The sequence below is a fragment of the Burkholderia semiarida genome, from assembly GCF_029268935.1.
In the GTDB taxonomy this organism is placed as follows: domain Bacteria; phylum Pseudomonadota; class Gammaproteobacteria; order Burkholderiales; family Burkholderiaceae; genus Burkholderia; species Burkholderia semiarida.
On sequence record NZ_JAHLCL010000007.1, the window covers coordinates 703236 to 728402 of the forward strand.

25 protein-coding genes, 1 pseudogene and 1 riboswitch are annotated in these 25167 nt (G+C 69.3%); of the genes and pseudogenes, 11 read left to right on the forward strand and 15 right to left on the reverse strand.

Annotated elements, in window-relative coordinates; genetic code table 11:
* Nucleotides 1–15: 15 nt before the first annotated feature.
* Entirely contained in the window at nt 16–1182 is a 1167-nt protein-coding gene (locus tag KPB06_RS16290) for an ABC transporter substrate-binding protein (RefSeq protein WP_059585333.1), read from the reverse strand.
* 463 nt (nt 1183–1645) lie between these two features.
* Between KPB06_RS16290 and KPB06_RS16295 the strand changes: the two genes are divergently transcribed.
* Nucleotides 1646–2350 (forward strand): glutathione S-transferase N-terminal domain-containing protein, encoded by a 705-nt coding sequence (locus tag KPB06_RS16295; RefSeq protein WP_059585371.1) that lies wholly within the window; start codon nt 1646–1648, stop codon nt 2348–2350.
* 391 nt (nt 2351–2741) lie between these two features.
* On the opposite strand, the gene KPB06_RS16300 is transcribed toward KPB06_RS16295, so the two are convergent.
* Complete coding sequence (locus tag KPB06_RS16300) at nt 2742–3176, reverse strand: winged helix-turn-helix transcriptional regulator (RefSeq protein WP_059584039.1); 435 nt, start codon at nt 3174–3176, stop codon at nt 2742–2744.
* Nucleotides 3177–3285: 109 nt separating this feature from the next.
* Here KPB06_RS16300 and KPB06_RS16305 point away from each other — a divergent pair, with 109 nt between their 5' ends.
* Together KPB06_RS16305 and KPB06_RS16310 are read left to right on the forward strand one after the other, a co-directional pair.
* Nucleotides 3286–3903: an FMN-dependent NADH-azoreductase gene (locus KPB06_RS16305; RefSeq protein ID WP_059584041.1), complete on the forward strand. Its 618-nt coding sequence runs from the start codon at nt 3286–3288 to the stop codon at nt 3901–3903.
* 186 nt (nt 3904–4089) lie between these two features.
* Nucleotides 4090–4725 carry a DsbA family protein gene (locus KPB06_RS16310; protein WP_226093778.1) on the forward strand — a complete coding sequence of 212 codons (636 nt, stop codon included), beginning with the start codon at nt 4090–4092 and terminating at the stop codon, nt 4723–4725.
* A 243-nt stretch (nt 4726–4968) separates the two neighbouring features.
* Here KPB06_RS16310 and KPB06_RS16315 read toward each other — a convergent pair whose 3' ends face one another.
* Complete coding sequence (locus KPB06_RS16315) at nt 4969–5490, reverse strand: MarR family winged helix-turn-helix transcriptional regulator (protein ID WP_226093777.1); 522 nt, start codon at nt 5488–5490, stop codon at nt 4969–4971.
* Between the two features lie 130 nt (nt 5491–5620).
* Here KPB06_RS16315 and KPB06_RS16320 point away from each other — a divergent pair, with 130 nt between their 5' ends.
* Nucleotides 5621–6799, forward strand: coding sequence for an MFS transporter (locus KPB06_RS16320; RefSeq protein ID WP_226093776.1), 1179 nt, complete (start codon nt 5621–5623; stop codon nt 6797–6799).
* A gap of 42 nt (nt 6800–6841) precedes the next feature.
* Here the strand turns inward: KPB06_RS16320 and cobM are convergent, their stop codons facing one another.
* The 4 genes from cobM to KPB06_RS16340 are packed head-to-tail and all read right to left on the reverse strand — an operon-like array spanning nt 6842 to nt 10692.
* Complete coding sequence (gene cobM, locus KPB06_RS16325) at nt 6842–7570, reverse strand: precorrin-4 C(11)-methyltransferase (RefSeq protein WP_060318563.1); 729 nt, start codon at nt 7568–7570, stop codon at nt 6842–6844.
* 43 nt (nt 7571–7613) lie between these two features.
* Complete coding sequence (locus KPB06_RS16330; RefSeq protein WP_226093775.1) at nt 7614–8345, reverse strand: cobalt-precorrin-6A reductase; 732 nt, start codon at nt 8343–8345, stop codon at nt 7614–7616.
* The gene (locus KPB06_RS16335) at nt 8342–9430 is read right to left on the reverse strand and encodes a cobalt-precorrin-5B (C(1))-methyltransferase (RefSeq protein ID WP_104012135.1); all 1089 of its coding nucleotides are present in this window, start codon (nt 9428–9430) and stop codon (nt 8342–8344) included. The genes KPB06_RS16330 and KPB06_RS16335 overlap by 4 nt, the downstream gene beginning before the upstream one ends.
* Nucleotides 9430–10692, reverse strand: a complete 1263-nt coding sequence (locus KPB06_RS16340; protein WP_059584052.1) for a bifunctional cobalt-precorrin-7 (C(5))-methyltransferase/cobalt-precorrin-6B (C(15))-methyltransferase — start codon at nt 10690–10692, stop codon at nt 9430–9432. The genes KPB06_RS16335 and KPB06_RS16340 overlap by 1 nt, the downstream gene beginning before the upstream one ends.
* Before the next feature lie 202 nt (nt 10693–10894).
* Nucleotides 10895–11085: riboswitch (cobalamin riboswitch) on the forward strand.
* 68 nt (nt 11086–11153) lie between these two features.
* On the opposite strand from KPB06_RS16340, the gene cobG reads away from it, so the two are divergent.
* The 5 genes from cobG to KPB06_RS16365 all read left to right on the forward strand — a co-directional run bounded on the left by cobG (nt 11154) and on the right by KPB06_RS16365 (nt 17329).
* Nucleotides 11154–12554, forward strand: coding sequence for a precorrin-3B synthase (gene cobG, locus KPB06_RS16345; protein WP_226093774.1), 1401 nt, complete (start codon nt 11154–11156; stop codon nt 12552–12554).
* Complete coding sequence (locus KPB06_RS16350) at nt 12547–13173, forward strand: precorrin-8X methylmutase (RefSeq protein WP_059584056.1); 627 nt, start codon at nt 12547–12549, stop codon at nt 13171–13173. The genes cobG and KPB06_RS16350 overlap by 8 nt, the downstream gene beginning before the upstream one ends.
* Complete coding sequence (locus KPB06_RS16355; protein ID WP_077218400.1) at nt 13170–13904, forward strand: precorrin-2 C(20)-methyltransferase; 735 nt, start codon at nt 13170–13172, stop codon at nt 13902–13904. The genes KPB06_RS16350 and KPB06_RS16355 overlap by 4 nt, the downstream gene beginning before the upstream one ends.
* Nucleotides 13901–15622, forward strand: a complete 1722-nt coding sequence (gene cobJ / locus KPB06_RS16360) for a precorrin-3B C(17)-methyltransferase (RefSeq protein ID WP_104012138.1) — start codon at nt 13901–13903, stop codon at nt 15620–15622. Before KPB06_RS16355 ends, cobJ begins: the two co-directional genes overlap by 4 nt.
* Before the next feature lie 351 nt (nt 15623–15973).
* Entirely contained in the window at nt 15974–17329 is a 1356-nt protein-coding gene (locus tag KPB06_RS16365; protein WP_060966103.1) for a chitinase, read from the forward strand.
* Between the two features lie 86 nt (nt 17330–17415).
* Here KPB06_RS16365 and KPB06_RS16370 read toward each other — a convergent pair whose 3' ends face one another.
* The 4 genes from KPB06_RS16370 to KPB06_RS16385 form a co-directional block, all read right to left on the reverse strand.
* Nucleotides 17416–18159: an IclR family transcriptional regulator gene (locus KPB06_RS16370; protein ID WP_104012139.1), complete on the reverse strand. Its 744-nt coding sequence runs from the start codon at nt 18157–18159 to the stop codon at nt 17416–17418.
* Nucleotides 18160–18219: 60 nt separating this feature from the next.
* Nucleotides 18220–19386 carry an acyl-CoA dehydrogenase family protein gene (locus KPB06_RS16375; protein WP_104012140.1) on the reverse strand — a complete coding sequence of 389 codons (1167 nt, stop codon included), beginning with the start codon at nt 19384–19386 and terminating at the stop codon, nt 18220–18222.
* A gap of 37 nt (nt 19387–19423) precedes the next feature.
* Complete coding sequence (locus tag KPB06_RS16380) at nt 19424–20725, reverse strand: CitMHS family transporter (RefSeq protein WP_104012141.1); 1302 nt, start codon at nt 20723–20725, stop codon at nt 19424–19426.
* Between the two features lie 135 nt (nt 20726–20860).
* The gene (locus KPB06_RS16385) at nt 20861–22024 is read right to left on the reverse strand and encodes a CaiB/BaiF CoA transferase family protein (RefSeq protein ID WP_104012142.1); all 1164 of its coding nucleotides are present in this window, start codon (nt 22022–22024) and stop codon (nt 20861–20863) included.
* Nucleotides 22025–22301: 277 nt separating this feature from the next.
* Between KPB06_RS16385 and KPB06_RS16390 the strand changes: the two genes are divergently transcribed.
* Both KPB06_RS16390 and KPB06_RS16395 read left to right on the forward strand, forming a co-directional pair.
* Nucleotides 22302–22562, forward strand: a complete 261-nt coding sequence (locus KPB06_RS16390; RefSeq protein ID WP_104012143.1) for a hypothetical protein — start codon at nt 22302–22304, stop codon at nt 22560–22562.
* 99 nt (nt 22563–22661) lie between these two features.
* A pseudogene (locus KPB06_RS16395) lies at nt 22662–22950 on the forward strand (NUDIX domain-containing protein); the annotation flags it as partial.
* A gap of 42 nt (nt 22951–22992) precedes the next feature.
* Here the strand turns inward: KPB06_RS16395 and KPB06_RS16400 are convergent.
* From KPB06_RS16400 to KPB06_RS16415, 4 genes are all read right to left on the reverse strand, one after another.
* Nucleotides 22993–23319, reverse strand: coding sequence for a low molecular weight protein tyrosine phosphatase family protein (locus tag KPB06_RS16400; RefSeq protein WP_059584077.1), 327 nt, complete (start codon nt 23317–23319; stop codon nt 22993–22995).
* A gap of 31 nt (nt 23320–23350) precedes the next feature.
* Complete coding sequence (locus KPB06_RS16405) at nt 23351–23923, reverse strand: DUF1993 domain-containing protein (protein ID WP_104012144.1); 573 nt, start codon at nt 23921–23923, stop codon at nt 23351–23353.
* 85 nt (nt 23924–24008) lie between these two features.
* Nucleotides 24009–24461, reverse strand: a complete 453-nt coding sequence (locus KPB06_RS16410; protein ID WP_021160082.1) for a YaiI/YqxD family protein — start codon at nt 24459–24461, stop codon at nt 24009–24011.
* 55 nt (nt 24462–24516) lie between these two features.
* On the reverse strand, nt 24517–25125 hold the full coding sequence (locus KPB06_RS16415; protein WP_124658009.1) for a vWA domain-containing protein: 609 nt from the start codon (nt 25123–25125) through the stop codon (nt 24517–24519).
* Nucleotides 25126–25167 lie beyond the last annotated feature (42 nt).

Consider the following 25167-nt stretch of genomic DNA (forward strand, 5'->3'; position numbering starts at 1 on the left):
CCGCCGGTTCAGGCGTCACTTCGATTTCTGCGAACCGATCTCGCGATCCCATTTCTGGAACGCGGCGACCATCGCCTGCGCATTGAGCGGCTGCACGTGCGGACGATCGGCGAGCAGCTTCGCGTATTCGGGGCGGCCGAACTTGCGCACGACTTCCTGGCTGTGTGCTGGCGCCATCTCGAGCGTCACGCCCTTCACCGCCGGGCCCGGATAGAAATAGCCGTCGTCGTAGGTCATCGCCTGCTGCGCCGGTTCCAGCAGGAAGTTCATCAGCTTGAACAGCACGTCGAGCTTTTCCTTCGGCACGCCCTTCGGGATCACCATGTAGTGCGCGTCGTTGACCCACGTCATGTTGTCGAACGCCTGGATCTTGAATTCGGCCGGCACGATGCCGAGCGCGCGCGGGTTGAGATCCCAGCCGGTGACGGTCACGGTCATGTCGCGTGTGCCCTCGCCGAGCTCCTTCATCACCGCCGACGTGCCGCCCGGGTAGTACGGCACGCATTCGTTCAACTGTTTCAGGAACGCCCAGGTCTTGTCCCAGCCGTTGATCGGGTCCTGCGGATTCTTGTCGCCGAGCACGTACGGCAGCCCCATCAGGAACGTGCGGCCGGGGCCGGAGTTCGCCGGGCGCGCATAGATCAGCTTGTTCGGGTGCGCCTTGCACCACGCGAGCAGCTGCTCGGGCGTCTTCGGCGGGTCGCTGACCTTCGCCGGGTTGTATTCGAGCAGCGGGCCGGCCGGCATGTAGGTCACTACGAGGCCGAAGCCCTGCGCGAGATCCTGCATCTTGCGCGGGCCGGGCGCGTATTTGTCGAGCACGCCGGGGAGCGCGGCCGCGTTGTCGGGCAGCAGCTTCTGCCACAGGTTCTGTTCGATGCCGGCGGCCAGCGCGTCGGTGCCCGTCAGCACGAGATCGATGTCGGCGCGCCCCGCCGCCTGCATCGCCTTGATCTTGCCCGGCAACTGCGGCGCGGGTGCGTTCGTGAACGTGACGTTCGCGACGAGACTCGGGTTCTTCTCCTTGAACGCCTCGATGGCCTTCTGCGTGAGCTGCAGATTGCCTGCGACGTCGACGATGTTCAGCGATACGGGGGCGGCAACGGCCGCGGCGGCCGACAGCGCGAAGCCCAGTGCGAGTGCGATCCGGCGGACACGGCGAGCGATCGGGGTGGTGTTCATGTCTCCTCACTTCGGTCGGTGGATGGGACCGTTCTTGTCAGGAAATCATGACGGCGTTATACGATGTCGGTCAACAAAAAACCGCGGGATGCGGGGCGGGACTTTCCCTGACAAAAAGCTTCCGTGCGCCGACGAATTGTGCACCGCGCGACGGCGTCCGGCGTGGGCCCGCCGCTCGCGCAGGGTGTTAGGACGTCATATATCGAGGTGAGACGAACCGCGTTGGGCCGTATACGTTTCCCCCTGCCGCGCGAGAAGCGTTGCCGTCATGTCTTGCGGCACCGCGCGCGACGCCGGGCATGGCCGTCGCGCCGAACCACGGGCGGCTGCCTACGCCTGCATCGTTTTCCCGGATCGGCTACAGTGGGCGCTTTCGGCGCGCGCCGCCCTGCCGCCGCGAACCGTGCGCGAGCGCGGCGGCACGGGCGGAGCGCGGATCATTCACTTCGACGAGCGAACCTTCATGCCCGATCTGTCCGCCTTCCCGATCACGCAAAAGTGGCCGGCCCAGCATCCCGACCGCCTCCAGCTCTACTCGCTGCCGACGCCGAACGGCGTCAAGGTGTCGATCATGCTCGAGGAAACCGGCCTGCCGTACGAGCCGCACCTCGTGCGCTTCGACACGAACGACCAGTTGTCGCCCGAATTCCTGTCGCTGAACCCGAACAACAAGATCCCGGCGATCATCGATCCGAACGGCCCAGACGGCCAGCCGCTGCCACTGTTCGAATCGGGCGCGATCCTGATCTATCTGGCGGACAAGACGGGCCAGTTGATCCCGAAGGATCTCGCGGGCCGCTACGAGACGATCCAGTGGGTGATGTTCCAGATGGGCGGCATCGGGCCGATGTTCGGCCAGGTCGGCTTCTTCCACAAGTTCGCCGGCCGCGATTATGAGGACAAGCGTCCGCGCGATCGCTACGTCGCCGAATCGAAGCGCCTGCTCGGCGTGCTTGACGCGCACCTCGCGAATCGCCAGTGGGTGATGGGCGATACCTACACGATCGCCGACATCGCGATCTTCCCGTGGGTGCGCAATCTGGTTGGCTTCTATGAAGCGGGCGATCTGGTGGGCTTCAGCGAATTCCGCAACGTGAAGCGGGTGCTCGACGCGTTCGTTGCGCGGCCGGCTGTCGAGCGCGGGCTCAATATTCCGGCGCGGGGTTGATCCGCTGCGCGGGTACGCGCCGTGCGAGCCACGGCCCATGATTTGTGCCGCCCGCCGCCCGCCGCCCGCCGCCCGCCGCATTGCGCGGCGGGTTTTTTTTGACCATTGCCGATCTCCGGGGAACGCCGGGAGACCGTCGGTATTCGGCCATGAAGCATCATCGGCTTGCGTCGACGGCGAGACGTCGAGGCGTCCCGTTTGGTTCAGGGAACGGACACCCAAGTCATGCCATGAGACGTATTCGATCGCCCCTGGCCGACTCTTGGTCGGATAGATCGCAAAATGCAGCGCCTGCGCACCCCAACGAAGATCCGCGTCGGGACAGATCCCAACGCGAGCTGGCAGCCGAATTTCGCCGCTGTGTCTGCGCAAGCTTGCGGCCTAAACTCGTCTATCGACGCTGGTAGACAACGCCTTGAATCGAGACCTGATCTGGCTCCGGCTTCTCGTCAAAACGTTTATGCGCCTCGGCAATGGCGACTTGATTCTCGCTCGCCCAATTGACCAACGCCATGACAGGCTTCAACAGCGTTCTTCCCATGTCGGTGAGTTCGTAATCGACGCGAGGCGGAATCGTTGCATACATCGTTCGCGTTATCAGTCCGTCGCGTTCCAGTCCGCGCAAGGTCAGCGTCAGCATCCGCTGGGAAATGCCCTCGATGCGGCGCTTCAATTCGTTGAAGCGCCGCGGGCCGTCGGCCAGCATAGCGACAATGTAGAGGCTCCACTTGTCGCCGATGCGATCCAGGATTTCACGAGTTGCCAGGCAGCCGCCTGCGTCAGGGGCAGGCATATCGGCAGGCAGCTCGGGGGGACTAAGTGACATGCGTGTGCCTTCTTGTGGGGAAACGGCAGGAACCATACCATCCTTTGTATGAATTCATAAGTCAGGTCACTTAATCGACTTGGTTCTTATTTTATACTTGGGAGCCGCTATGAGCCACACTCTGCTTGTCACGTCCAGCCCGCGCGGGGCCGACAGCCTTTCCACCCGCTTTGCCACCGAAATCGCAGAGGGCATCCAAGCCCGCGCGGGCGGCCCGCTGACCGTGCGCGACCTTGCCGCGAATCCTCCGCCCCATATCGCACCGGCCTACATCCAGGGTCGGGTCACCTCGCCCGCGGATCGCACGCCGGAACAGGTCGAGGCGGTGAAGATCGCGCAAGAGCTGGTCGATGAGTTGAAGGCCGCCGATGTGATCGTGCTCGGTTCGGGCATGATCAACTTCAGTCTGTCGTCGCAGCTAAAGGCTTGGTTCGATCACGTCACCTGGCCGGGCGTCACCTTCGGTTACGGCGATATTGGGCCGAAGGGGCTGCTGACCGGCAAGAAGGTCTATCTCGTTACCGCTGCCGGTGGCGTGTTTTCGGAAGGTGCATGGGCACCGTTCGACTTTCAGACCAGCTATTTGCTGCACCTGCTCGGTTTCATCGGCCTGACCGACGTTGAAGTGGTGCGTGTCGAAGGCACGGTTTTCGGCCCCGATGCGGCGAAGGCCGTAATCGCCAACACCGAAACGGTCATCAAAGCCTTGTTGGCGAAGGCTGCGTGACCTCATGGCCCGGAAAAAACCTCGCGCCGTTCGGTGCTTCGGTGCAACCGGGCTGGCCTGAAGGCACATCATCGAGGAAGCCTTGAAGCTGGGCTACAACGTGTCCCGGCGACGACGTGAAGAAACGCGCGTCGTTCGCGGGAAGGGTCGAATCGTTGTCGGCGATCCGGTCACGAGAACAGGGTTATGCAAATAGACCTCTATACTGAAATCACATGCCCGTGGTGCATCGTCGGGCATCACCGTCTCGACAAAGTGCTGACGGAGCGTTTTCCCAACCTGATCGTTGACATTCGGCAGCATCCAGTCCTGCTGCTGCCAGATGCACCGTCAGGCGGTCTCTATATTCCCGATTTGCTGCGTTCGCGCTACGGCATAACCGATCCGAAGGTCGCCTTTGCTCGCCCCGAGGGAGAAGCTCGCGCATCGGGCTTCGACCTGGATCTTGGTCGCCAGCTCTGGGCCTATCCGACCCAGGCTGCTCATGCCGTGATTCTGGCAGCCGCTGGGCGTGACACGCAGCACAGGCTCGCCGTTGCAATCACCGATGCTTACTTCATCGCAGCGAAGAACATCGCCGATGCGGATGTGCTGGCTGACATTGCCGCCGACTACGGTTTTAACCGCGATCAGGCGCGTGCCATCGCTCTTGATCCTGAACAGCACCATCGCGTCGAAGCGGAGGCGTTCAAGTCAGCGAATGCCGGCGTTCGTTCGGTTCCTCATTTTGTCTTTGGGGAAAGCATTGCCATCAATGGGGGGCGCTGTGAAGACGAGATTGCTGCGGCAATACAAGCGGCTTCCGGCGCAATCCCTCTCTGACGCGGCTTCCTCAAATCCAATGACTCGGAAGTCGGCGTACGCCGCGTCGACAAGGTTCTGCGGCGCTGTTCACTGTGTTGGGCGATGCCCGACCAAAAAGACCGGCCGTCGGAAGACCGAAGTACTTCAAGAAGCGACGAAGGGAGCGTGATCTTACGACCGACCGCAATGGGCCGACACGCGACGTCCACGAGAATTCACGAAGAACTTTTTGCCCGCGCGTACGTTTCCATCACGCATTGTTCAACGCGAGTTCCCTTCCTCCCCTTCCGGCGTTCCGGCTTCCAACCCCGCCAGCAGCTTCCCCAACAGCCGCGACAACTGCGCCTGTTCGGTCTCTGACAACGCAGCCAGCACCGCCCGCTGGTTATCGATATGCGCGACGACCGCCTCGTCGATCAGCGCGCGCCCGGCATCCGTCAACGCGACGAGCGTCCCGCGCCCGTCGGCCGGATTCGGCCGGCGCTCGACCCAACCGGCCTTCTGCAGCCGGTCGATGCGCGCGGTCATCCCGCCCGACGACATCATCAGCGCGTCGTACAGCGCGGTCGGCGTCAGCGCGAACGGCGCGCCGCTGCGCCGCAGCGTCGCGAGCACGTCGAATTCCCCCGGCTGCATGCCGTAGCGCGCGAACAGCGGATTGAGACGATCGCGCGCGATCACGAGCGCGGCTTCCTGCAGCCGCCCCATCACCACCATCGACGTCGCGTCGAGATCCGGGCGCTCGACCCGCCATTGCGCGAGCGCATGCTCGGCTCGATCCATTAACCCTCCTCGGCTCACCAGTTATCTTGACGTCGAGATAAATCGACATATATCTTGATGTCGAGATACTTTACCTGAAAAACGTGCGGCGCCTGGCTGGCAGCCGCGCATCGATATCGAGGGCCTTGCAATGAATCGCTTCACCTCCCCCGGCTGGCGGCTCGCCGCGATCGTGCTCGTCGGGCTGAACCTGCGGCCGGCGCTTGCCGCGATCGGTCCGCTGCTCGACATGATCCAGCGCGCGACGGGCATCGGCGACGGCGCGGCGAGCCTGCTGACGACGATCCCGATCCTGCTGATGGGGCTCGGCGCGCTGAGCGCGCGGCGCCTGCAGTGCCTCACCGGGATCGCGGGCGGCGTGTGGCTCGGCGTCGCGTTGATCGCGCTGGCCTGCGCGTCGCGCGTCGGGGCGCAGCACGCATGGCTGCTGCTCGCGAGCGCGTGCTGCGCGGGCGTCGGGATCGCGATGGTGCAGGCGTTGCTACCCGGCTTCGTGAAGGCGCATTTCGCGACACGCATCGGCGGCGCGATGGGCGTCTATTCGACGTCGATCATGGGCGGCGCGGTGCTCGCGAGCGTCGTCGCGCCGTTCGCCGCGGTGCGCTGGGGCTGGCTCGCCGCGCTCGCGGGCTGGGCGTTGCCGGCGGCGCTGACCGCACTGGCCTGGCCGCTGGCCAGCCGGGGCGGCGACGCGCTTGCCTCCGGCCCGGTGTCGGTATCGGGTGCGCAGCCATCGCGTTCTCCGCGGGCGTGGCGGCTCGCACTGTTCTTCGGCATCGCGACGGGTGCTTACACGCTCGTGCTCGCGTGGCTGCCGCCGTACTACACACGGCTCGGCTGGTCGCCGACCGCGGCGGGCAGCCTGCTCGGCGGCGTGACGTTCGCGGAAGTCGTCGCGGGGCTGACCGTTTCCGCGACGATCGACCGCCTGCCCGATCGCCGGCCTGCGCTGCATGCGGCGATCGCGTCGCTGCTCGTCGGGTTACTGGTGATGCTGGCCGCGCCCGACGCGCTCGCATTGCCGGCCGCGCTGCTGCTCGGCGCGGGCATCGGCGCGCTGTTTCCGCTGTCGCTGATCGTCACGGTCGACCACGCGACCACGCCGGCCGATGCCGCGTCGCTGACGGGGTTCGTGCAGGGCATCGGCTATCTGATCGCCGGCCTGTTTCCGTTCGCGGCCGGCATCGTGCGCCAGCATCTGGCGGATCTCACGCCCGCGTGGATCGCGATGGCGTGCCTGTGTATCGCGCTGTTCGCGCTGGCGGCCGGCTTTGCGCCGAAGCAGATGCGGCAGATCGCGCGGGCCTGACGGGCCTGACGGCCGGGCGCGCCGATGCCAAGGCCGGCGCGCTCAGCCCGCGCTCGCGTAGAGCGTCGAATCCGCGAACCCTTCGGCGTCGAGCACGCGCCCGATCAGGATCAGCGCGGTGCGCTCGATCTGCGTGCCCTGTACCTTGTCGACGATGTCGGCCAGCGTGCCCGTCACGCGCTCCTCGTCGGGCCAGCTCGCGCGATAGATCACCGCCACCGGGCAATCGGCGCCGTAATGCGGCAGCACTTCGTCGACGATGCGCGCGAGATGGCGCACGCCGAGATGGATCGCGAGCGTCGCGCGATGCGCGGCGAGCGCGCCGAGCGCTTCGCCCTCCGGCATCGTCGTCTTGCCCGCGAAGCGCGTGAGGATCACCGTCTGCGCGACGCCGGGTAGCGTCAGTTCGACGCCGAGCGTGGCCGCGCATGCGGCCGTGGCCGTCACGCCCGGCACGATTTCGTATGGAATCCCGAGCGCTTTCAGGCGGCGGATCTGCTCGCCGATCGCGCCGTACAACGAGGGGTCGCCCGAATGCACGCGCGCGACGTCCTGCCCTTTCGCGTGCGCGGCGGCAAGCAGCGCGACGATCGCGTCGAGATCGAGTTCGGCCGTGTTGACGACCTGCTCCGCGCGATGACCGTCGAGCACGGCGGCCGGCACGAGCGAGCCCGCATACAGGATCACCGGGCACGTGCGCACGAGGCGCTGGCCCTTTACCGTGATCAGCTCCGGGTCGCCGGGGCCCGCGCCGATGAAATACACCGTCATCGAAATTTCTCCGTCAATTCGTGGGATGAGCCGCTGCGTTGCGTCACGCGCGCGCGGCCGGATCGAGTGCGTCGACGAGCGCCGTGACCGAGTCGAACGCGCGGTCGGCATCGGGCAGCGGCGGCCGGCGCAGCATCACGACCGGCAGCCTGCGTTCGCGCGCGACGTCGAGCTTGGCCTCGGTGGCCGCGCCGCCGCTGTTCTTGCTGACGACGACGTCGATGCCGGCCAGCGCGAACAGCGCGCGCTCGCCTTCGGGCGTGAACGGCCCACGCGCGGCGACGACCTGCGCGCGGGCGTTGCCGGGGTGCGCGTCTAGGCAGCGCACGAGCCAGAACTGGTGCGGCGGGATCGCGTCGAGATGCGCGAGCGGCTCGCGGCCGAGCGTGAACAGCGGGCGCCTGAACGGCGCGAGCGCGGCCTCGATGCCGGCCCAGTCGTCGACCATCCGCCAGTCGTCGCCCGGTTGCGGCGTCCACGGCGCGCGTCGCAGCGCCCAGAGCGGCACGCCCGCGGCGCGCGTCGCCGCCGCGGCGTTCGCGCTGATTTGCGCGGCATACGGATGCGTTGCGTCGATCACGAGACCGATGCCGGCGTCGCGAAGATACGCGGTGAGCCCGGCCGCGCCGCCGAAACCGCCGACGCGCACGTCGCAGCGCAGATCGTCTGGCGTCTTGCCGAGACCGGCGAGACTGTAGACATGATGCGGGCCGAGCGTGCGCGCGATCTTCAGCGCATCGCCGGTGCCGCCGAGCAGCAGGATGCGCGGGCTCATCGCGCCTCCCCGACGAAACGGCCCTGCCGGTCGATCGCGAACATCTCGACCGAGACCGACGGCGGCACGATGTCGCGCGCCACCCGCAACGCATGCGCGCAGACGAGATCGCCGAGCGGCACGCCGTCGGCCTGCGCGAGTTTCAACGCTTCCTGGCTCGTGTTCGCGGCGCGCATCGCGGCCTGCAGCGCATCGCTCGCGCCGGCCTCGGCCGCCCACTGCGCGAGCAGCGGCAGATCGATGCTCGAATGGCGGCTGTGCAGGTCGAGATGGCCGGCCGCGAGCTTGCTGAGCTTGCCGAAGCCGCCGCACATCGACAGGCGCGCGACCGGCGCGCGCCGCAGGTGCTTGAGCACCGCGCCCGCGAAATCGCCCATTTCGATGAGCGCCATGTCGGGCAGACGGTAGTGCGCGCGCATCGCGTCCTCGCTCGCGTTGCCCGTGCAGGCGGCGATGTGCGCGATGCCGTTCGCCCGTGCGACGTCGATGCCCTGATGAATCGACGCGATATAGGCCGAACACGAGAACGGCCGCACGATGCCGGTCGTGCCGAGGATCGACAGCCCGCCGACGATGCCCAGGCGCGGGTTCATCGTCTTCAGCGCGAGCGCCTCGCCGCCTTCCACGCCGATCGTCACGTCGAAGCCGCCCGCGTAGCCGTGTTCGGCGGCGAGCGCTTCGAGGTGCGTGGTCATCATCTGGCGCGGCACCGGGTTGATCGCCGGTTCGCCGACCGGCAGCGTCAGCCCCGCACGCGTGACCGTGCCGACGCCCGGCCCGGCATGAAAGCGCACGCCAGGCGCGGCCGCGAGCGCGACACGCGCGAAGATCAGCGCGCCGTGCGTGACGTCCGGATCGTCGCCGGCATCCTTGATCGTGCCGGCTTCGGCGCCCTCGGCCGTGGCGCGGCAGAATTCGAGCCGCATCATCACGCGCTGCCCCTTCGGCAGCACGATCTCGACCGCGTCGTCCGCGTGACCCGCGAGCAACAGCCGCGCGGCCGCGAGCGACGTCGCGGTCGCGCAGCTGCCGGTCGTGTAGCCGAAGCGTAGCGGCGCGGGCTGTTCGGGGGTTTCGTCGCGCATCACGCGTCCATTGGGTTCGACGTGTTCGACATATGCGACGAGCCGGCCGCGTCTGTCGCGTCGGGCTTGCGCACGTCGTACAGCGTGACGGGCAGCGGCTGCCGCCACGTGTCGAAGCGGCCGAGCGGCTCGGCATGCGCGAGCGACACGCGCGTGAGCGTGCCGCCATGCGCATCGCGCCACGCGGCGAGCGCGATCTCGCCCTGCAGCGTGACCGCGTTCGCGACCAGCCGCCCGCCGGGTTTCAGCGACGCCCAGCACGCGTCGAGCACACCCGGCGCCGTTGCGCCGCCGCCGATGAAGATCGCGTCGGGCGCGGCGAGCCCCGCGAGCGCAGCGGGCGCGCGGCCCGCGACGAGTTGCAGGCCCGGCACGCCGAGCGTATCGCGGTTGTGTTCGATGAAGCGCTGCCGCTCCGCATGCGCTTCGATCGCGATCGCCTGGCAGGATGGATGCGCGCGCATCCATTCGATGCCGATCGACCCGCTGCCGGCGCCGACGTCCCACAACAGTTCGCCGGGGGCCGGCGCAAGACGACCTAGCGTCATCGCGCGCAGGTCGCGCTTGGTGAGCTGGCCGTCGTGGCGGTATGCGTCGTCGGGCAGGCCGGGCGTGAGCGCGCGGCGCGGCGCATCGGGCCCCGCCTGGCAGTCCAGCGCGACGAGATTGAGCGCGGCGGTTTCGTCGACGTTCCAGTCCTGCGCGAGGCCGTCGATACGGCGCTCGAGCGGCCCGCCCAGATGCTCGAACACGCTGACGCGCGTCGGCCCGAAGCCGCGTGCGGCGAGTTCGGCCGCGACGGCGGCCGGCGTGCGGCCGTCGGCGCTCAGCACGAACAGGCGCCGGCCCGGCAGCAGGTGGCGCGCCAGCGTCGCGAGCGGACGCCCGACGAGCGACACCGCGCCGACGTCCTGCAGCGCCCAGCCGAGGCGCGCGGCGGCGAGCGACAGCGACGACGGCGCGGGCAGCACGCGCCATTCGTCGGGAGAAAGCTGGCGGGCGAGCGTCGCGCCGACGCCGAACAGCATCGGGTCGCCGCTCGCGAGCACGCATACGGGCGCGCCGCGGCGCGCGAGCAGCCCCGACAGGTCGAACGGCGACGGCCAAGCTTCGCGCGCGGCCCGCAGCCGGGCGGGCAGCATGTCGAGATGCCGTTTCGCGCCGACCACATGCGTCGCGTCGAGCAGCGCGCGCCGCGCGTGGCGTCCGAGCCCCGCGTAACCGTCGTCGCCGATGCCCACTACCGTCAGCCACGCCGTCATGCACCCTTCCCCATCGTTCGATTCCATCGTGTCGCCGCGCGGCCGTGAAAGCGCCGGTGCAGCCGTCCGCATTGCGAAAAACGGCATGGTACCGTGTTCCACCCGGCGTTTCATCCGCCGGCCCGCCAGCGCCCGATCGTTGCCCGCTTCGCCCGCCGCGAGCGGCCGGCCGGTCGCGAATCGCGGCCGAAATCGGGTATCCTACGGCCGTTCGTTCGCCGGTGCCCCTCGGGGCCGAAGAGGGAACACAGGGCGCCTCGAGCGCCGCTGTGGCTGCCCCCGCAACTGTAGACAGCGAGCCGATCTCCCCCTCATGCCACTGGTTTCACCGGGAAGGCCGGGAGCCGGCGCCGACCTGTCAGCCAGGAGACCTGCCGGCCAGAAAGTGCGTGCGTGCCAGTCGGCGTCGGGCGGGGTGTACCGATGCGTTGGCCGCGGCGCCACACTGTCCCGGTATCCCGTTGAATTCCGCTCCCGATTCGATTCCTGCGTCGCCCGCCGTGCGCCCGTCGGCTTGCCCGGGGCTCGTGCGCGTGGTCGCGGCCGTCGACGGCGGGCTGTGCCGGATCAAGCTGCCGGGCGGGCGGCTCGACGCGCGCCAGGCGCGCGCGATCGCCGCCGCCGCGCGCCTGTACGGCTCCGGTGCGATCGACGCGACCAATCGCGCGAATCTCCAGCTGCGCGGCATTCGCGACGGCGCGGCCGATGCGCTGGCGCACGCGCTGCTCGACGCGGGGCTCGGCCCCCGCGCAAGCGCCGACAACGCCACCGTCGATGCAGCCGCGCTCGCGGCGAGCGACGACGTCCGCAACGTGATGGTGAGCCCGCTCGCCGGGCACGACCCGGCCGCGCTCGTCGATAGCCGCGCGCTCGCCGAGTCGCTGCTCGACATGCTGGCGAGCGAGCCGCGCCGCGGCGAACTGTCGCCGAAATTCTCGATCCAGCTCGACGGCGGCGAAACGGTCGCGGCGCTCGATCATCCGCACGACATCTGGCTGGCGGCGTGGCGTCGCGGCGACGGTGCGATGCGTGTCGCGGCGGGGCTGGCCGGCTGTCCGCCGGTTGCGCGCGGCGACCGGCCGGCTTCGGTCGACGTATCGCCCGATCAGGCCGTCGCGCTGGTTCGCGCGCTGCTGCGCGCGTTCCTCGATCTCGCGCCGGCCGAGGTCACGCGGATGCGCGCGTTGCTGGAGACGTGCGACGAACGCACGCTGCTCGAACGCGCGCAGCACGACCTGCCCTTCCCGCTCGCGGCCGATCCGGCGCTTGCCGACTGGCGGCGCACGCGCACCGACCCCGCGTTGCGCTTCGGCGCCCGCCCGTCGCGCGACGCGGCGCGCTGCAGCATCGGCGCGCAATTCGCGCTCGGCCGGCTCGACGCGGCGCAACTGGAACGGCTCGCGGCGCTGGCCGAAGCCGACGGCGACGGCACGCTGTCGATGACGCCGTGGCAAGGCGTGTTCATGCACGGCGTCCCGAACGCGCGTGCGGCCGCGATGCGCGAAGCACTCGCGTCGCTCGGCCTCGTGTGCGCGTCGTCCGAACCGCTGGCGGCGCTCGTCGCGTGCACCGGCAGCGCCGGCTGCGCGAAAGCGCACGCCGACACGAAACTCGACGCGCGCGCGCTCGCCACGCGTCTCGGCCATCCGCTCGACGTGCATCTGACCGGTTGCGAACGCCACTGCGCGCTGCCGCACCCCGCCGCGCATACGCTCGTCGCGGTGGCGCCCGCGCACTACGACCTTTACCGGCGCGACGCGACCGCGGGCCTCGGCGCCCCGCTCGCGCGCCATCTGACGATTGACCAGGCCGCGGTCCGACTCATGGACGCGCGGCACACCCAGGACACCACCGATGCTTGACTACATTCGCGACGGGCAGGAAATCTACCGCCAGTCGTTCGCGACGATCCGCGCCGAGGCCGACCTGTCGCAGATCCCGCCCGATCTCGAGAAACTCGCGGTGCGCGTGATCCATGCGTGCGGGATGGTCGACATCGTGTACGACCTGCGTTTTTCCGCCGGCGCCGGCACGGCCGGCCGTACCGCACTCGCGGCCGGCGCGCCGATCCTGTGCGACGCGAGGATGGTCGCCGAAGGCATCACGCGCGCACGGCTGCCCGCGGCCAATCGCGTGATCTGCACGCTCGGCGAGCCGGAGGTGCCCGATCTCGCGCGGCAACTGGGCAACACGCGTTCGGCCGCGGCGCTCGAACTGTGGCGCCCGCATCTCGCGGGCAGCGTCGTCGTGATCGGCAATGCGCCGACCGCGCTGTTTCATCTGCTCGACATGATCGACGCCGGCGCGCCACGCCCCGCGCTGATCCTCGGCTTCCCGGTCGGTTTCATCGGCGCGGCCGAATCGAAGGCGATGCTCGACGCCGACAGCCGCGGCGTGCCGTACGTCGCGCTGCTCGGCCGGCGCGGCGGCAGCGCGATGGCCGCCGCCGCGGTCAATGCGCTTGCAACGGAGGTCGAATGACGACGGCGCGCGGACGGCTGTTCGGGGTCGGCGTCGGCCCGGGCGACCCCGAACTGATGACGATCAAGGCGCTGCGCGTGCTGCAGGCGGCGCCGGTGGTCGCGTATTTCGTCGCTAAAGGCAAGAAAGGCAACGCGTACGGCATCGTCGAGGCGCACCTGCTCGACGGGCAGACGCAACTGCCGCTCGTCTACCCGGTGACGACCGAGGCGCTGCCGCCGCCGCTGTGCTACGAGACGGTGATCGCCGATTTCTACGACACCGCGGCCGAGATCGTCGCCGCGCACCTCGATGCGGGCCGCGACGTCGCGGTGATCTGCGAAGGCGACCCGTTCTTCTACGGCTCGTACATGTATCTGCACGACCGCCTCGCGCCGCGCTACGACACCGAGGTGATCCCCGGCGTGTGCGCGATGCTCGGCGGCACGGCCGTGCTCGGCCAGCCGCTCGTCTATCGCAACCAGAGCCTGTCGGTGCTGTCGGGCGTGCTGCCCGAGCACGAACTGCGCGAGCGGCTCGCGCGGGCCGACGCGGCCGTCGTGATGAAGCTCGGCCGCAATTTCGACAAGGTGCGGCGCGTGCTCGACGAACTCGGGCTCGCGAAGCGCGCGCTGTACGTCGAGCGCGCGACGATGGCGAACCAGCGCATCGTGCCGCTCGACGAGGTCGATCCGATGGCGTCGCCGTATTTCTCGCTGCTCGTCGTGCCGGGGGAAAAATGGCAAGGATGACGACGCCGCCCGCGATCGTGATTCTCGGCGCGGGCGCGCTCGATACCGCACGGCGTATCCAGGCGCGTTACCCGGGCGCCCGCGTGCACGGGCTTGCCTCGCGCGTCGACGCCGACGTGTCGTTCGACGAACTCGGCGCGCACCTGCGCGAACTCTATGCACGCGGCTTGCCGATCGTCGCGTTGTGCGCGGCCGGCATCGTGATCCGCTGCCTCGCGCCCGCGCTCGCCGACAAGGGCGTCGAGCCGCCGGTGCTCGCGGTCGCGGAGGACGGCTCGGCCGTCGTGCCGCTGCTCGGCGGGCTGATGGGCGTCAACGTGATCGCGCGTGAAATCGCCGCATGCGTCGGCGTCGCGCCGGCGATCACGACGAGCGGCGAACTGCGCTTCGGCGCATGCGTGCTCAATCCGCCGGAAGGCTATGCGCTCGCCGACCTCGCGCAAGGCAAGCGCTTCGTGTCCGACCTGCTCGCGGGCGCGTCGACGCGCATCGACGGCGCCGCGCCGTGGCTCGACGGGGTCGCGTTGCCGCGCGATGCCGCGGCCGCGCATGCGATTCGCGTGACGCCCGATGCGTGGCGCGGCGCGCGCGACGAACTCGTGATTCATCCGCGCAGCGTGGTGGTCGGCGTGGCGGCGGATGCCGTGCATGCAGCGCAAGCGCTCGCCGTGCGTATCGAAGCCGCGCTCGACGCGCAAGGCCTCGCGCGGCTGGCGCTCGCGGCCATCGTCGCGCCGGCGTCGGCGATCGGCGACGCCGCACTGGAAGAAGCGGCGAGCACGCTCGACGTGCCGCTGCGTTTCGTCGATAGCGGTGGCGATCGTGACCGCGACGCGCCCGCGGACGCCGCCACGCTGCTCGGCCGCGCATTGCGCGTCACGCATACGTTGCATGACGCATCGAACGGTCTCGCGTGCGCGGTCGCATCGCAGCCGGTCGATCCGGCCACGCTCGGCCGCGCACGCGGCCGCCTGACGGTGCTCGGCCTCGGCCCGGGCGGCGCAGCATGGCTCACGCCGGCCGCGCGCGCGGCGCTCGCGGACGCGACCGACATCCTCGGCTACACGACCTACGTGAACATGGCCGGCCCGTTTCGGGCGGACCAGCGCGTGCACGGCACCGACAATCGCGAGGAAATGCAGCGCGCGCGCCATGCGTTCGAACTCGCGGCCGAGGGCCGCCGCGTCGCGGTCGTGTCGTCGGGCGACCCCGGCGTGTTCGCGATGGCCGCGGCCGTGCTCGAAGCGCTCGACGAAGCACGCGACCCGCAATGGGCCGCGGTCGACTTGCGCGTGGAGCCCGGCATCTCCGCGTCGCTCGCGACGGCCGCGCAGGCCGGCGCGCCGCTCGGCCACGATTTCTGCGCGATCTCGCTGTCGGACAACCTGAAGCCGTGGGACGTGATCGAGACGCGCCTGCGGCACGCGGCGCAAGCCGATCTCGTGATGGCGTTCTACAACCCGATCTCGCGCGCGCGGCCGTGGCAGCTCGACCGTGCGCTCGATATCGTGCGCGCGCATCGCGCGGCCGATACGGTGGTCGTGCTCGGCCGCGACATCGGCCGGCCGGGCGCGACGCTCTCGACGACGACGCTCGGCGCGCTGCGCGGCGAGCAGGTCGACATGCGCACGATGGTGATCGTCGGCTCGTCGACGACACGGCGTTTCGCGATCGGCAACACGCGCGAATGGGTCTATACGCCGCGCTGGTATCGGTGAACGCGGCTGCGCGCGGCGTGGCGCGTACCGCATCCGGGGCGACGCTCGCGTGAATGCGCATGCACGCGCGCCGGCGATCGGCATGCCGGCGCGTCGCCGGTTCGCTGGAACCGGTCCATGCGCACTGCGTCGCGCGACCGGTCGGAAAAAGTGCCCGCCCCGCGTTTCGAAACGCGAACGAATCGGCAAGTTCGTTACGTATCGGAAATCGAATAGCAAAAAGAAGAACACCTAAATTCCCTATTCGACGCGAATCCTCCAAGATAGGCACGCCGCCGGTGGGACACCTGCGTTGCCCGCCGGCGGCGATACGCAGGCCAGCGTATCCCTCTTCCACTTGGAGAACACAGAATGAACAACAATGTGTTGCCGCGTTTCGTTCCGCGTGCGTTCGCCGCGGGTTGTCTGCTCGCGATGGCGAGCGTGTCGCACGGTGCCGGCGTCTATGCACCGTATGTCGACGTGACGCTTTATCCGACACCGCTGGTCGACCAGATCGGCGTACGCCAGGGCATCCAGCAGTTCACGCTCGCGTTCGTGGTCGCGGGCAACGGCTGCGTGCCGTCGTGGGGCGGCGTGCAGCCGATCGGCAACGGCGCGAGCGGCGGCCTGCTGACCGCGCTGTCCACGTCGATCGCGAGCTACCGCGCGAAAGGCGGCGAAGTCGCCGTGTCGTTCGGCGGCGCGAACGGCACGCCGCTGATGCAGGCGTGCTCGACGGTTCCCGCGCTGAAGACTGCATACCAGACGGTGATCGATACGTACGGCCTCACGCATGTCGATTTCGACATCGAGGGTGCGTCGCAGCAGGATACGGCGGCGGTGGCGCGCAACTTCCAGGCGGTCGCGCAACTGCAGGCCGACTACGCGGCGAAGGGCAAGCCGCTGCACGTGACGCTGACGCTGCCGACGATGCCGACCGGGCTCACGCAGGACGGCGTGAACGTCGTCAACGCGGCCATCGCGAACAAGACCACGTTCGATGCGGTCAACGTGATGGCAATGGATTACGGCCCCGCGAACATCGACATGGGCGCCGCGGCGATCAGCGCCGCGCAGGCGCTGTATTCGCAGCTCGATACGGCGTTCAAGTCCGCCGGCCAGCCGAAGACCAACGCGCAGCTGTGGCAGATGGTCGGCGTCACGCCGATGATCGGCGTGAACGACGTGCAGGGCGAAACCTTCACGCTCGCGAATGCGCAGACCGTGCTGAACGCGGCGGTCGCGAACGGCTATGGCTTCTTCGGCAACTGGTCGGTCGGCCGCGATCAGGCGTGCCCGTCCGGCGGCACGTATGCGTCGCCGACCTGCTCGGGCGTCGCGCAGCAGCCGTACGCGTTCGCGGCGATCTTCAGGAAGCTCGACGGCAAGTGGGGCGCGGGCGTCACGCAGGACCCGAACTACGGCGGCGGCTCGGACGGCGGCACGCCTCAGCCGGGCGCACCGTGGGCGGCCGGCCAGGTCTATACGGCCGGCGCGACGGTCACCTACCAGGGCACGACGTATCAGGCGCAGTGGTGGACGCAGGGCGACGTGCCCGGCCAGGCCGCCGTGTGGAAACCGATCGGCGGCGGCACGCCTGCGTGGTCGGCGACGACCGCGTACCAGGGCGGCACGTGCGTGACGTATCAGGGCGCGAAGTATTGCGCGAAATGGTGGACGCAGGGCGACAACCCGAGCGCGGGCGGCGTGTGGGTGAAGTCGTGACGGTGCGGCGCGCTCGCGCGTGACGCGCGGCGGGCCGTTTTCGGCGTGGCAGGGCCGCACGCCGGCGACGGCCCGCAGCCGGCGCCCTACCCGCGCGCGTGCTCGGCCAGCAGCCGCGCCTTCGCGTCGACGAGCAGCGCCGCATGCGTGTCGCGATGCTGGCGGATCCGCTCGGTGGGCCCAACGATCGACAGCCCGTACCAGTCGCCGTCGAGCGTCAGCGCGACCGCGATCGCCGACAGTTCGGGCGCGCTTTCGCCGAAGTTCTCCGCCCACCCGAGTTCGCGAAACCGCGCGGTCTGCGCGACGAGCGTCGGCAGGTTGGCCACCGTCGCGTCGGTGAAGCGTTCGAACGGCAGTTGCGCGCCGAGTGCCTGCTGCGCATCGGCGGCGAGTTCCGCGAAGATCGCCTTGCCGATCGAATTCGCATGCAGCGGCCGCAGTTCGCCCGGCTGGCGCGTATAGCGGATCGCCTGCTCCGATTCGACGACGTCGAGGTACGTGACCGACGCGCCCTGGATCTTGCCGAGCACGGCCGTTTCGCGGCTCGCGTCGCGCAGCGCGACGAGGTGCGGATGCACGATGTCGACGACCGGATCGGTCGCGTCGATCGCGGCGGCGACCGTCTGCAGGCGCCGCGTCGGATAGTAGCCGCCGCGCTTGCGCACTTCGTACAGATAGCCGCGGCTCACGAGCGTGCGCGCCATCGCGAGGCAGCTCGACGCCGGCACGTTGAGCAGGCGCGCGAGTTCGGTGAGCGGCAGCGGCCGCCGTTCGGCGGCGAACAGCTCGAACAGGTCGAGCGTGCGGGCAACGAGTTTGACGTCCATGACGAGCGCTTGATTCGGAACGGGAACCCGCGCGCCGGGCGGGCCGCCGGGTCGGTACGGTCAGTACGACTTCGGCAGCCCGAGCACTTTCTCCGCGATGTAGCACAGGATCAGTTGCGGACTCACGGGCGCGAGCCTCGGAATCATACACTCGCGCAGGTAGCGCTCGACATGGTATTCCTTCGCGTACCCCATCCCGCCGTGCGTCGCGATCGCCGTCTGGCACGCCTGGAACGCCGCTTCCGCGCCGAGGTATTTCGCCGCGTTCGCCTCCGCGCCGCACGACTGGCCTGCGTCGTAGCGTGTCGCGGCCTTCATCACCATCAGCCACGCGGCCTCGAGCTGCATCCATGCCTGCGCGAGCGGATGCTGGATCGACTGGTTCTGCCCGATCGGCCGGCCGAACACCACGCGCTCGCACGCATACTGCGTCGCGCGGCGCAGCGCGGCCTGCCCGAGCCCGATCGCCTCGGCGGCGATCAGGATCCGTTCGGGGTTCAGCCCGTGCAGCAGGTAGCGGAAGCCGTCACCTTCGTTGCCGATCAGGTCGTCGCGCGGCACGCGCAGATTGTCGATGAACAGCATGTTCGAATCGACCGCCTTGCGGCCCATCTTCTCGATTTCGCGCACCTCGACGCGCGAGCGGTCGAGGTCGGTATAGAACAGGCTCAGCCCGTCGGTCGGTTTCGCGACCTGGTCGAGCGGCGTCGTGCGCGCGATGATCAGCATCTTGTTCGCGACCTGCGCGGTCGAGATCCAGATCTTGCGCCCGCTCAGCACGTAGTGATCGCCGTCGCGGCGCGCCTGCGTGCTCAGGTGCGTGGTGTCGAGCCCGGCGTCGGGTTCGGTCACCGCGAAGCATGCCTTGTCGCGCCCGGCGATCAGCGGCGGCAGGAAGCGCGCCTTCTGCGCATCGTTGCCGAACACCTGCACCGGATTCAGCCCGAAGATGTTCATGTGGACGGCCGACGCGCCGGACAGCCCGGCGCCCGACGCGCTGATCGTGCGCATCATCAGCGCCGCCTCGGTCATCCCGAGGCCGGCGCCGCCGTAGGCCGGATCCATCGCGATGCCGAGCCAGCCGGCCTCGGCGAGCGCCGCGTGGAAATCGGCCGGAAACCCGCCCGCGCGATCGCGTTCGAGCCAGTAGTCGTCGCCGAAGCGCGCGCAGATTTTCTCGATCGCGCTTTCGATCGCGCGCTGGTCGTCGGTCAGGTCGAACTGCATGGACTGCTCTCCCGGCAAGCGTGAACGGCCGCGCCGCTCACAATGGAAACACGCCCGTCGCGACCGCGGCGAAGACCATCAGCACGGTGGCGGCGAACAGGAACGGAATCGTGAATTTCTGGTGCTCGGCGAGCTCGACGCCGGTCAGACCGACGATCAGGAACGTCGCGGGCGTGAGCGGGCTCACCGGAAAACCCGTCGTCATCTGGCCGAGCAGCGCGGCCTGCGCCATCTGGATCGGTGGCACGCCGAGCAGCTTGCCGCTCTCCGCGAGCACCGGCAGCACGCCGAAGTAGAACGAATCGGGATCGAACAGCAGGCTGAGCGGCATCGACAGCAGCCCGAGCACGAACGGCATGTGGCGCGCGTGCTCGACCGGCACGTGCGCGACGACGACCTCGGCCATCGCCTTCAGCATCCCGGTGCCGGACATGATGCCGGTGAACGCGCCGGCCGCGAGCAGCACGCTCGCCATCATCAGCGCGGCCTTCGCATGCGCGTCGATCCGCTCGCGCTGCGCGTGCACGTCCGGATAGTTGATCACGAGCGCGGCGACCGTGCCGAGCATGAACATCACCATCGGGTCGACGATGCCCGACACCAGCGTGACGAGCACGACCAGCGTCAGCGCGACGTTGATTCCGAAGCGGCCCGGCCGGCGCAACGCGCGCTCGGCGTCGGTCAGCTCGCGCGGTGCGATCGCGAGCGCGGCCGCGCCGGCGCGGTCGAGCCCGAGCCGCTTCGCCTCGCGCACGCCGAGCACGTACGCGGTGCCGAATACGAACACGAGCCCGACCATCTGCACCGGAATCATCGGCATGAAGATCGCCGAGCCGGGAATGTGCAGCGCGGCCGACGCGCGCAGCATCGGCCCGACCCACGGCAGGAAATTGACGCCGGCCGCCATCGACGCGACGCACGCGAGGATGCGACGATCCATCCCGAGCCGCGTATAGAGCGGCATCATCGCGGGCAGCGTGACGAGAAACGTGACGGCGCCCGAGCCGTCGAGATGGATCAGCAGCGCGAGCAGCGCCGAGCCCATCACGATGCGCGGCGGATGGCAGCCGATCACGCGCAGCACGCCGGCGATGATCGGATCGAGCATCCCCGCATCGGTGAGGATACCGAAAAATAGAATCGCAAAAACGAACATCCCGGCGATCGGGCCGATGTTCTGTACGCCGTGCACGACGAACTTGCCGGTCTGCAATCCGAAGCCGGCCGCGAGCGACGCGGCCACCGGCACGACGATCAGCGCGACGAGCGGCGACAGCCGCTTCGTGATGATCAGGCCGAACAGCGCGACGATGGCGATCGCGCCGATCCATGCGAGCATGATGCGTCTCCTCTTCAGCCGGTGCGCGTGTCGGTGCGTGTCGATGCGCGGGCCGGCGTGATGTCCGAATTGTTGGTGTGCCGGCGCGCGCGGCCGTGCGCCGCAAGGCGGCACGGCCGACGGCGGCCAGGCCGGTCACGTCCGGCGGTTGTCGTCGTTGCCGTTGTCATCCGCAAACACCTGTGCCGCATGTTCGTTCAGCGCGGGCGGCGGCCGCCGGTACGTGGCCGGCGTGCGGCCGAGCTTGATCGGCGACGCGATGCCGCGATGCCGGCCCAGCTCGACCTTCATCTGCCGATGCGCGACATGCGGGTGGTCGAGCGCCGCGTCGAGCCCGAGCACGGGCGCGCACGGCACGCCGCGGTGCATCAGTCGCTCGGCGAGCGTCGCGCCGTCGTGCGCGGCCAGCGCCGTTTCGAGCAGCGTGCGCAGCGCGGCCCGGTTACGGCTGCGCGCGCGGTTGTCCGCGAAGCGCGGATCGTCGAGCCAGTCGCGCGTGCCGAGCACGTCGCACAGCGCGGCGAACTGCCCGTTGTTGCCGACCGCCAGGAAAATGTCGGCGCCCGCCGTCGGAAACCTGTCATACGGCGTGATGTTCGGATGCGCGTTGCCGGTGCGCACGGGCGCCTGGCCCGAATGGAAGAAGTTCGGCGTATGCGGATGGAGGATCGACAGCGCGCAGTCGAACAGCGTCGATTCGACGAATTGGCCGCGCCCGCTCGCATCGCGCTCGCGCAGCGCCATCAGCACGCCGAGCGCCGCGTTCAGCCCCGTGACGAGATCGACGATCGGCACGCCGACGCGCAACGGTGCGCCGCCGGCTTCGCCGTTGACGCTCATCAGCCCCGCGAGCGCCTGCACCGCCGCGTCATAGCCCGGCAGCCCGCCGAGCGGACCATCCGCGCCGAAACCCGACACGCGACAATAAACGAGGCGCGGAAACCGCGCGTGCAGCGCATCGAAACCGAGCCCCCAGCGCTCCATCGTGCCGATCTTGAAGTTCTCGACCAGCGCGTCCGCGTGTTCGAGCAGCCCGAGCAGCCGCTCGCGATCGGCCGGCTGCGTCAGGTCGAGCGCGATGCCGAGCTTGTTGCGGTTCACGCCGAGGAAGTACGACGCTGTGTCGCCGTCGAACGGCGGGCCCCACGTACGCGTCTCGTCGCCGGAAGGCGGTTCGACCTTGATCACCTCCGCGCCGTGGTCGGCGAGGATCTGGGTCGCGTACGGGCCGCCCAACACCCGCGACAGATCGATGATGCGCAATCCCGCCAGCGCGCCCTGCTGCTCGTGTTCCGCCATGCGTCTCGCTCCTGGTTCCGGTCGATCGGACTGCCGGTTCCGGTGGGCCGGCGCTTGCGCTCGGCCAGTCCGGATTCGATGAATAATTCTTGTGTGTGAATTTATATTCACACTCACGAATTATGTTGTCAAGCCCGGATGGACCCGCTTGCCGTCCGGATCACGCCGTCGCGTGCAAGTGGGGATGACACCGAACGCGCGCCGGTTGCGGTGGCGCCCTGCGCTTCGCTAAGCTGGCGGGCAACCTTCATCCCTATCCATACAAGGCAGAACATTCATGAAACGGTTGTGGCTGGCGGCCCTCGTGCTGGTGTCGTCGCTGGGCGTCGCGCACGCGCAGAACCAGACTTTCCACTTCGGCGAAGGACAAACCGGGATGCCGGGCGCGGCGCCGCATGCTGCGCGGCCGGCCGCCCGGCCCGCGCCCGCGCGCCGGCACGTCACCGCGCCGTCGCGTCATCACCGGCGTGCCGTTGACAAGCGCCGCCATTCGCGCCGGGCGAAACCCGCGCGCAGCGGGATTTACACGCACGCGTGAACTGTCGTCCGTGGGCGCGACCGCGGCGCATGGAACGGTCACGAACGGCCGGTCACGTCGGCGCTGCGGGCTGCATGCCGTCGCCGCCGGGCGGCGCACGACACGCCGCTCGAAGCCGCGCAGCGGGAGCTTGCGGAGGAAACGCGGCCGGAGGGGCTCGCACTCGACTACGTGGTGCGGTTCGGCGGCCTGACGAAGCTGCGTCACGTGTTGGTGGCCTGGCCGACGTGCCGGCGAACCTGACGCCGTGCGCGAGCAACGAGATCGCGCGCTGCATGTGATTCACCGTCGACCGGCTCGACACGCTCGGGCGAGCGTACCGACGCGCGAGATCATCGAACTGCCGCGGCTCGACTGTTTTTCAGAGTGCACGAGCGAGCCGCTTCGCCGAGCTCGACGCCGGCTCGGGCTCGGGTACCGACCGCGGCGATTACGCGCGCAGGAACGGGCCGGCCTTGCGTTCGAGTAGCGCGACGAGTTCGGGCTGCATGAACGCGTAGCGGTCGGGGATGTCGAGGCAGACGATCTTCCGGTGCTTCAGATGCGCGCCGAATTGCGCGGACAGTCGCGCCTTGTGTGCGCGCTCCATCACGAACACGATGTCCGCCCAGTCGAGCTGCTCGGCGGTGAGCCTCGCGTCCGCATCGGGCGCGAGGCCCGCGGAATCGGTTTCGATGCCCGGCCACGCGGCGAATACCGCTTCGGCCGTCGGGCTGCGCAGCCGGTTGCGGCTACAGATGAACAGTGCGCGCGTCATGTCGCTTCGCGGCCGCCCCGGGATGGCCCGCTCAGCCTTGCGGAATCGTGCCCGGCCGCACGTACGCGAGCATGTGCGGCACGTAATCGGCCTTGCCGAGCTCGACGCCGTGATGGCGCAGGATCGCGTACGCGGCGATCGCGTGAAAGTAGAACTGCGGCAGCGCCCAGTCGCGCGCGTACTGTTCGCCCGTCATGTCGAACGCGGTCCCGTTCGGCAGCTCGAGCGAGATCGGCAGCGCCGCGCCGCCGTCGAGCGCATCGGGCGCGAGTTCCCCGAGAAAGGCGAGCGTGCCGGCGATGATCGCCTGCGCGTCGGCCGGCGAGCCCGGTTGCGCATCGGCGTTCCAGCCGGCCTCGCGCAGCGCCAGCAAGGCAGCCGGCAGCGGCTCGCCACGCAGCCGGTGGACCGGCTCCATCGCCTGGAAACACGAGAAACGCACCTGGGCGGCGAGCGGATACATGTCGGGCGCCAGCCTCAGCGTCATCGCCGCGTCGGTTTCCTCGCCCGCGGCTTGCCGGTGCGCGACGGCCTTGTCGAGCCACGCGGACTGCGCGCGCAGCATCTGGGTGTACGTCGGAACGAGAAGTTGGGTCGGTGACACGCGTGCGCTCCTGTGCTGGGGGTTCGCGCCACACGATAGCAGCGTCGGCGCAAACCTGCATCCCGGCGGGGGCGCCGACGTGTCGTTACGGCTTGCCGTGCCGCGCCAGAAAACGGTCGAGCTGCGATGCAAATGCCTTGCCGTCGCGTGCGCTGAATGGCGCCGGCCCGCCCGTGTCGATGCCCGCGCTGCGCAACTGGTCCATCATCGCGCGCGTCGACAGGCGCTCCTCGATGTTTTCGCGGCTGAACCAGTTGCCGCGCGGGTCGAGCGCATGCGCGCCCTTGTCGAGCACCGCGGCGGCCAGCGGGATGTCGGCCGTGATCACGAGGTCGCCGGCTTCCGCCAACTCGACGATGCGCGCATCGGCCACGTCGAAGCCGGCCGGCACCTGCACGGCCTTGATGAACGGCGACGGCGGCGTGCGCAGAAACTGGTTCGCGACCAGCGTCACGCAGATTTCGGCACGACGCGCGGCGCGAAACAGCATGTCCTTGATGACGGCGGGACACGCGTCGGCATCGACCAATACTTGCATGGCGGGAGTTTCCAGGGAGCAGAAGCGGTGATCATAGCGCACCGCCGGGCGGCCATCAGCCCGCGAGATCCGTGCGAAGCGCGTCGGCCGTCACCCACTGCGCGCCCCACGCCGCGGCAAGCCGTGGGCCCTGCCCGATCCGCACGGCCGCATCGTCGAAGTCGACGAACACGACGTGATCGGCTGCCGCGGGTCTCGCCGGCATCTCGCGCGTGCGCCCGTCGGACAGCACCCACAGCCAGCGCTGCCTGGCCGGCTCGCGGCGCGCCGCGCGGGCGAGCAACTGCGCGGCGGCCGCGATGCCGTCCGCCAGCGGCGTGCCGCCGCCGCCGTTGACCGGCTCGAGCCAGCGCGCATTCCACCAGCGCGGCACGGCCGGGCCGAAGCGCCGCGCGGCGCCGTTGCCGCCGAAGCAGACCAGCGCGGTTTCGGCACGCTCACGCGCGGCCTGATCGAAATACGCGACGATCAGCCCCTTCGCGAGCGCGAGCCGCTCGTGCGACAGCATCGACGCCGAACAATCCAGCACGAAGCAATGCAGCGCGTGCGGCGTGCCCGCGCGTTTCGCGAAGCGCAGATGGTCGCGATGCAGCGGGCTCCCGCGTTTCGCGGCGAGCGTCGCCGGCCACGCGACGGCCGTGCCGGCACGCAACGTACCCGGCACGCGCGCCGCTGCGCCTGATTGCCATCGAGGACCGCGAATCGC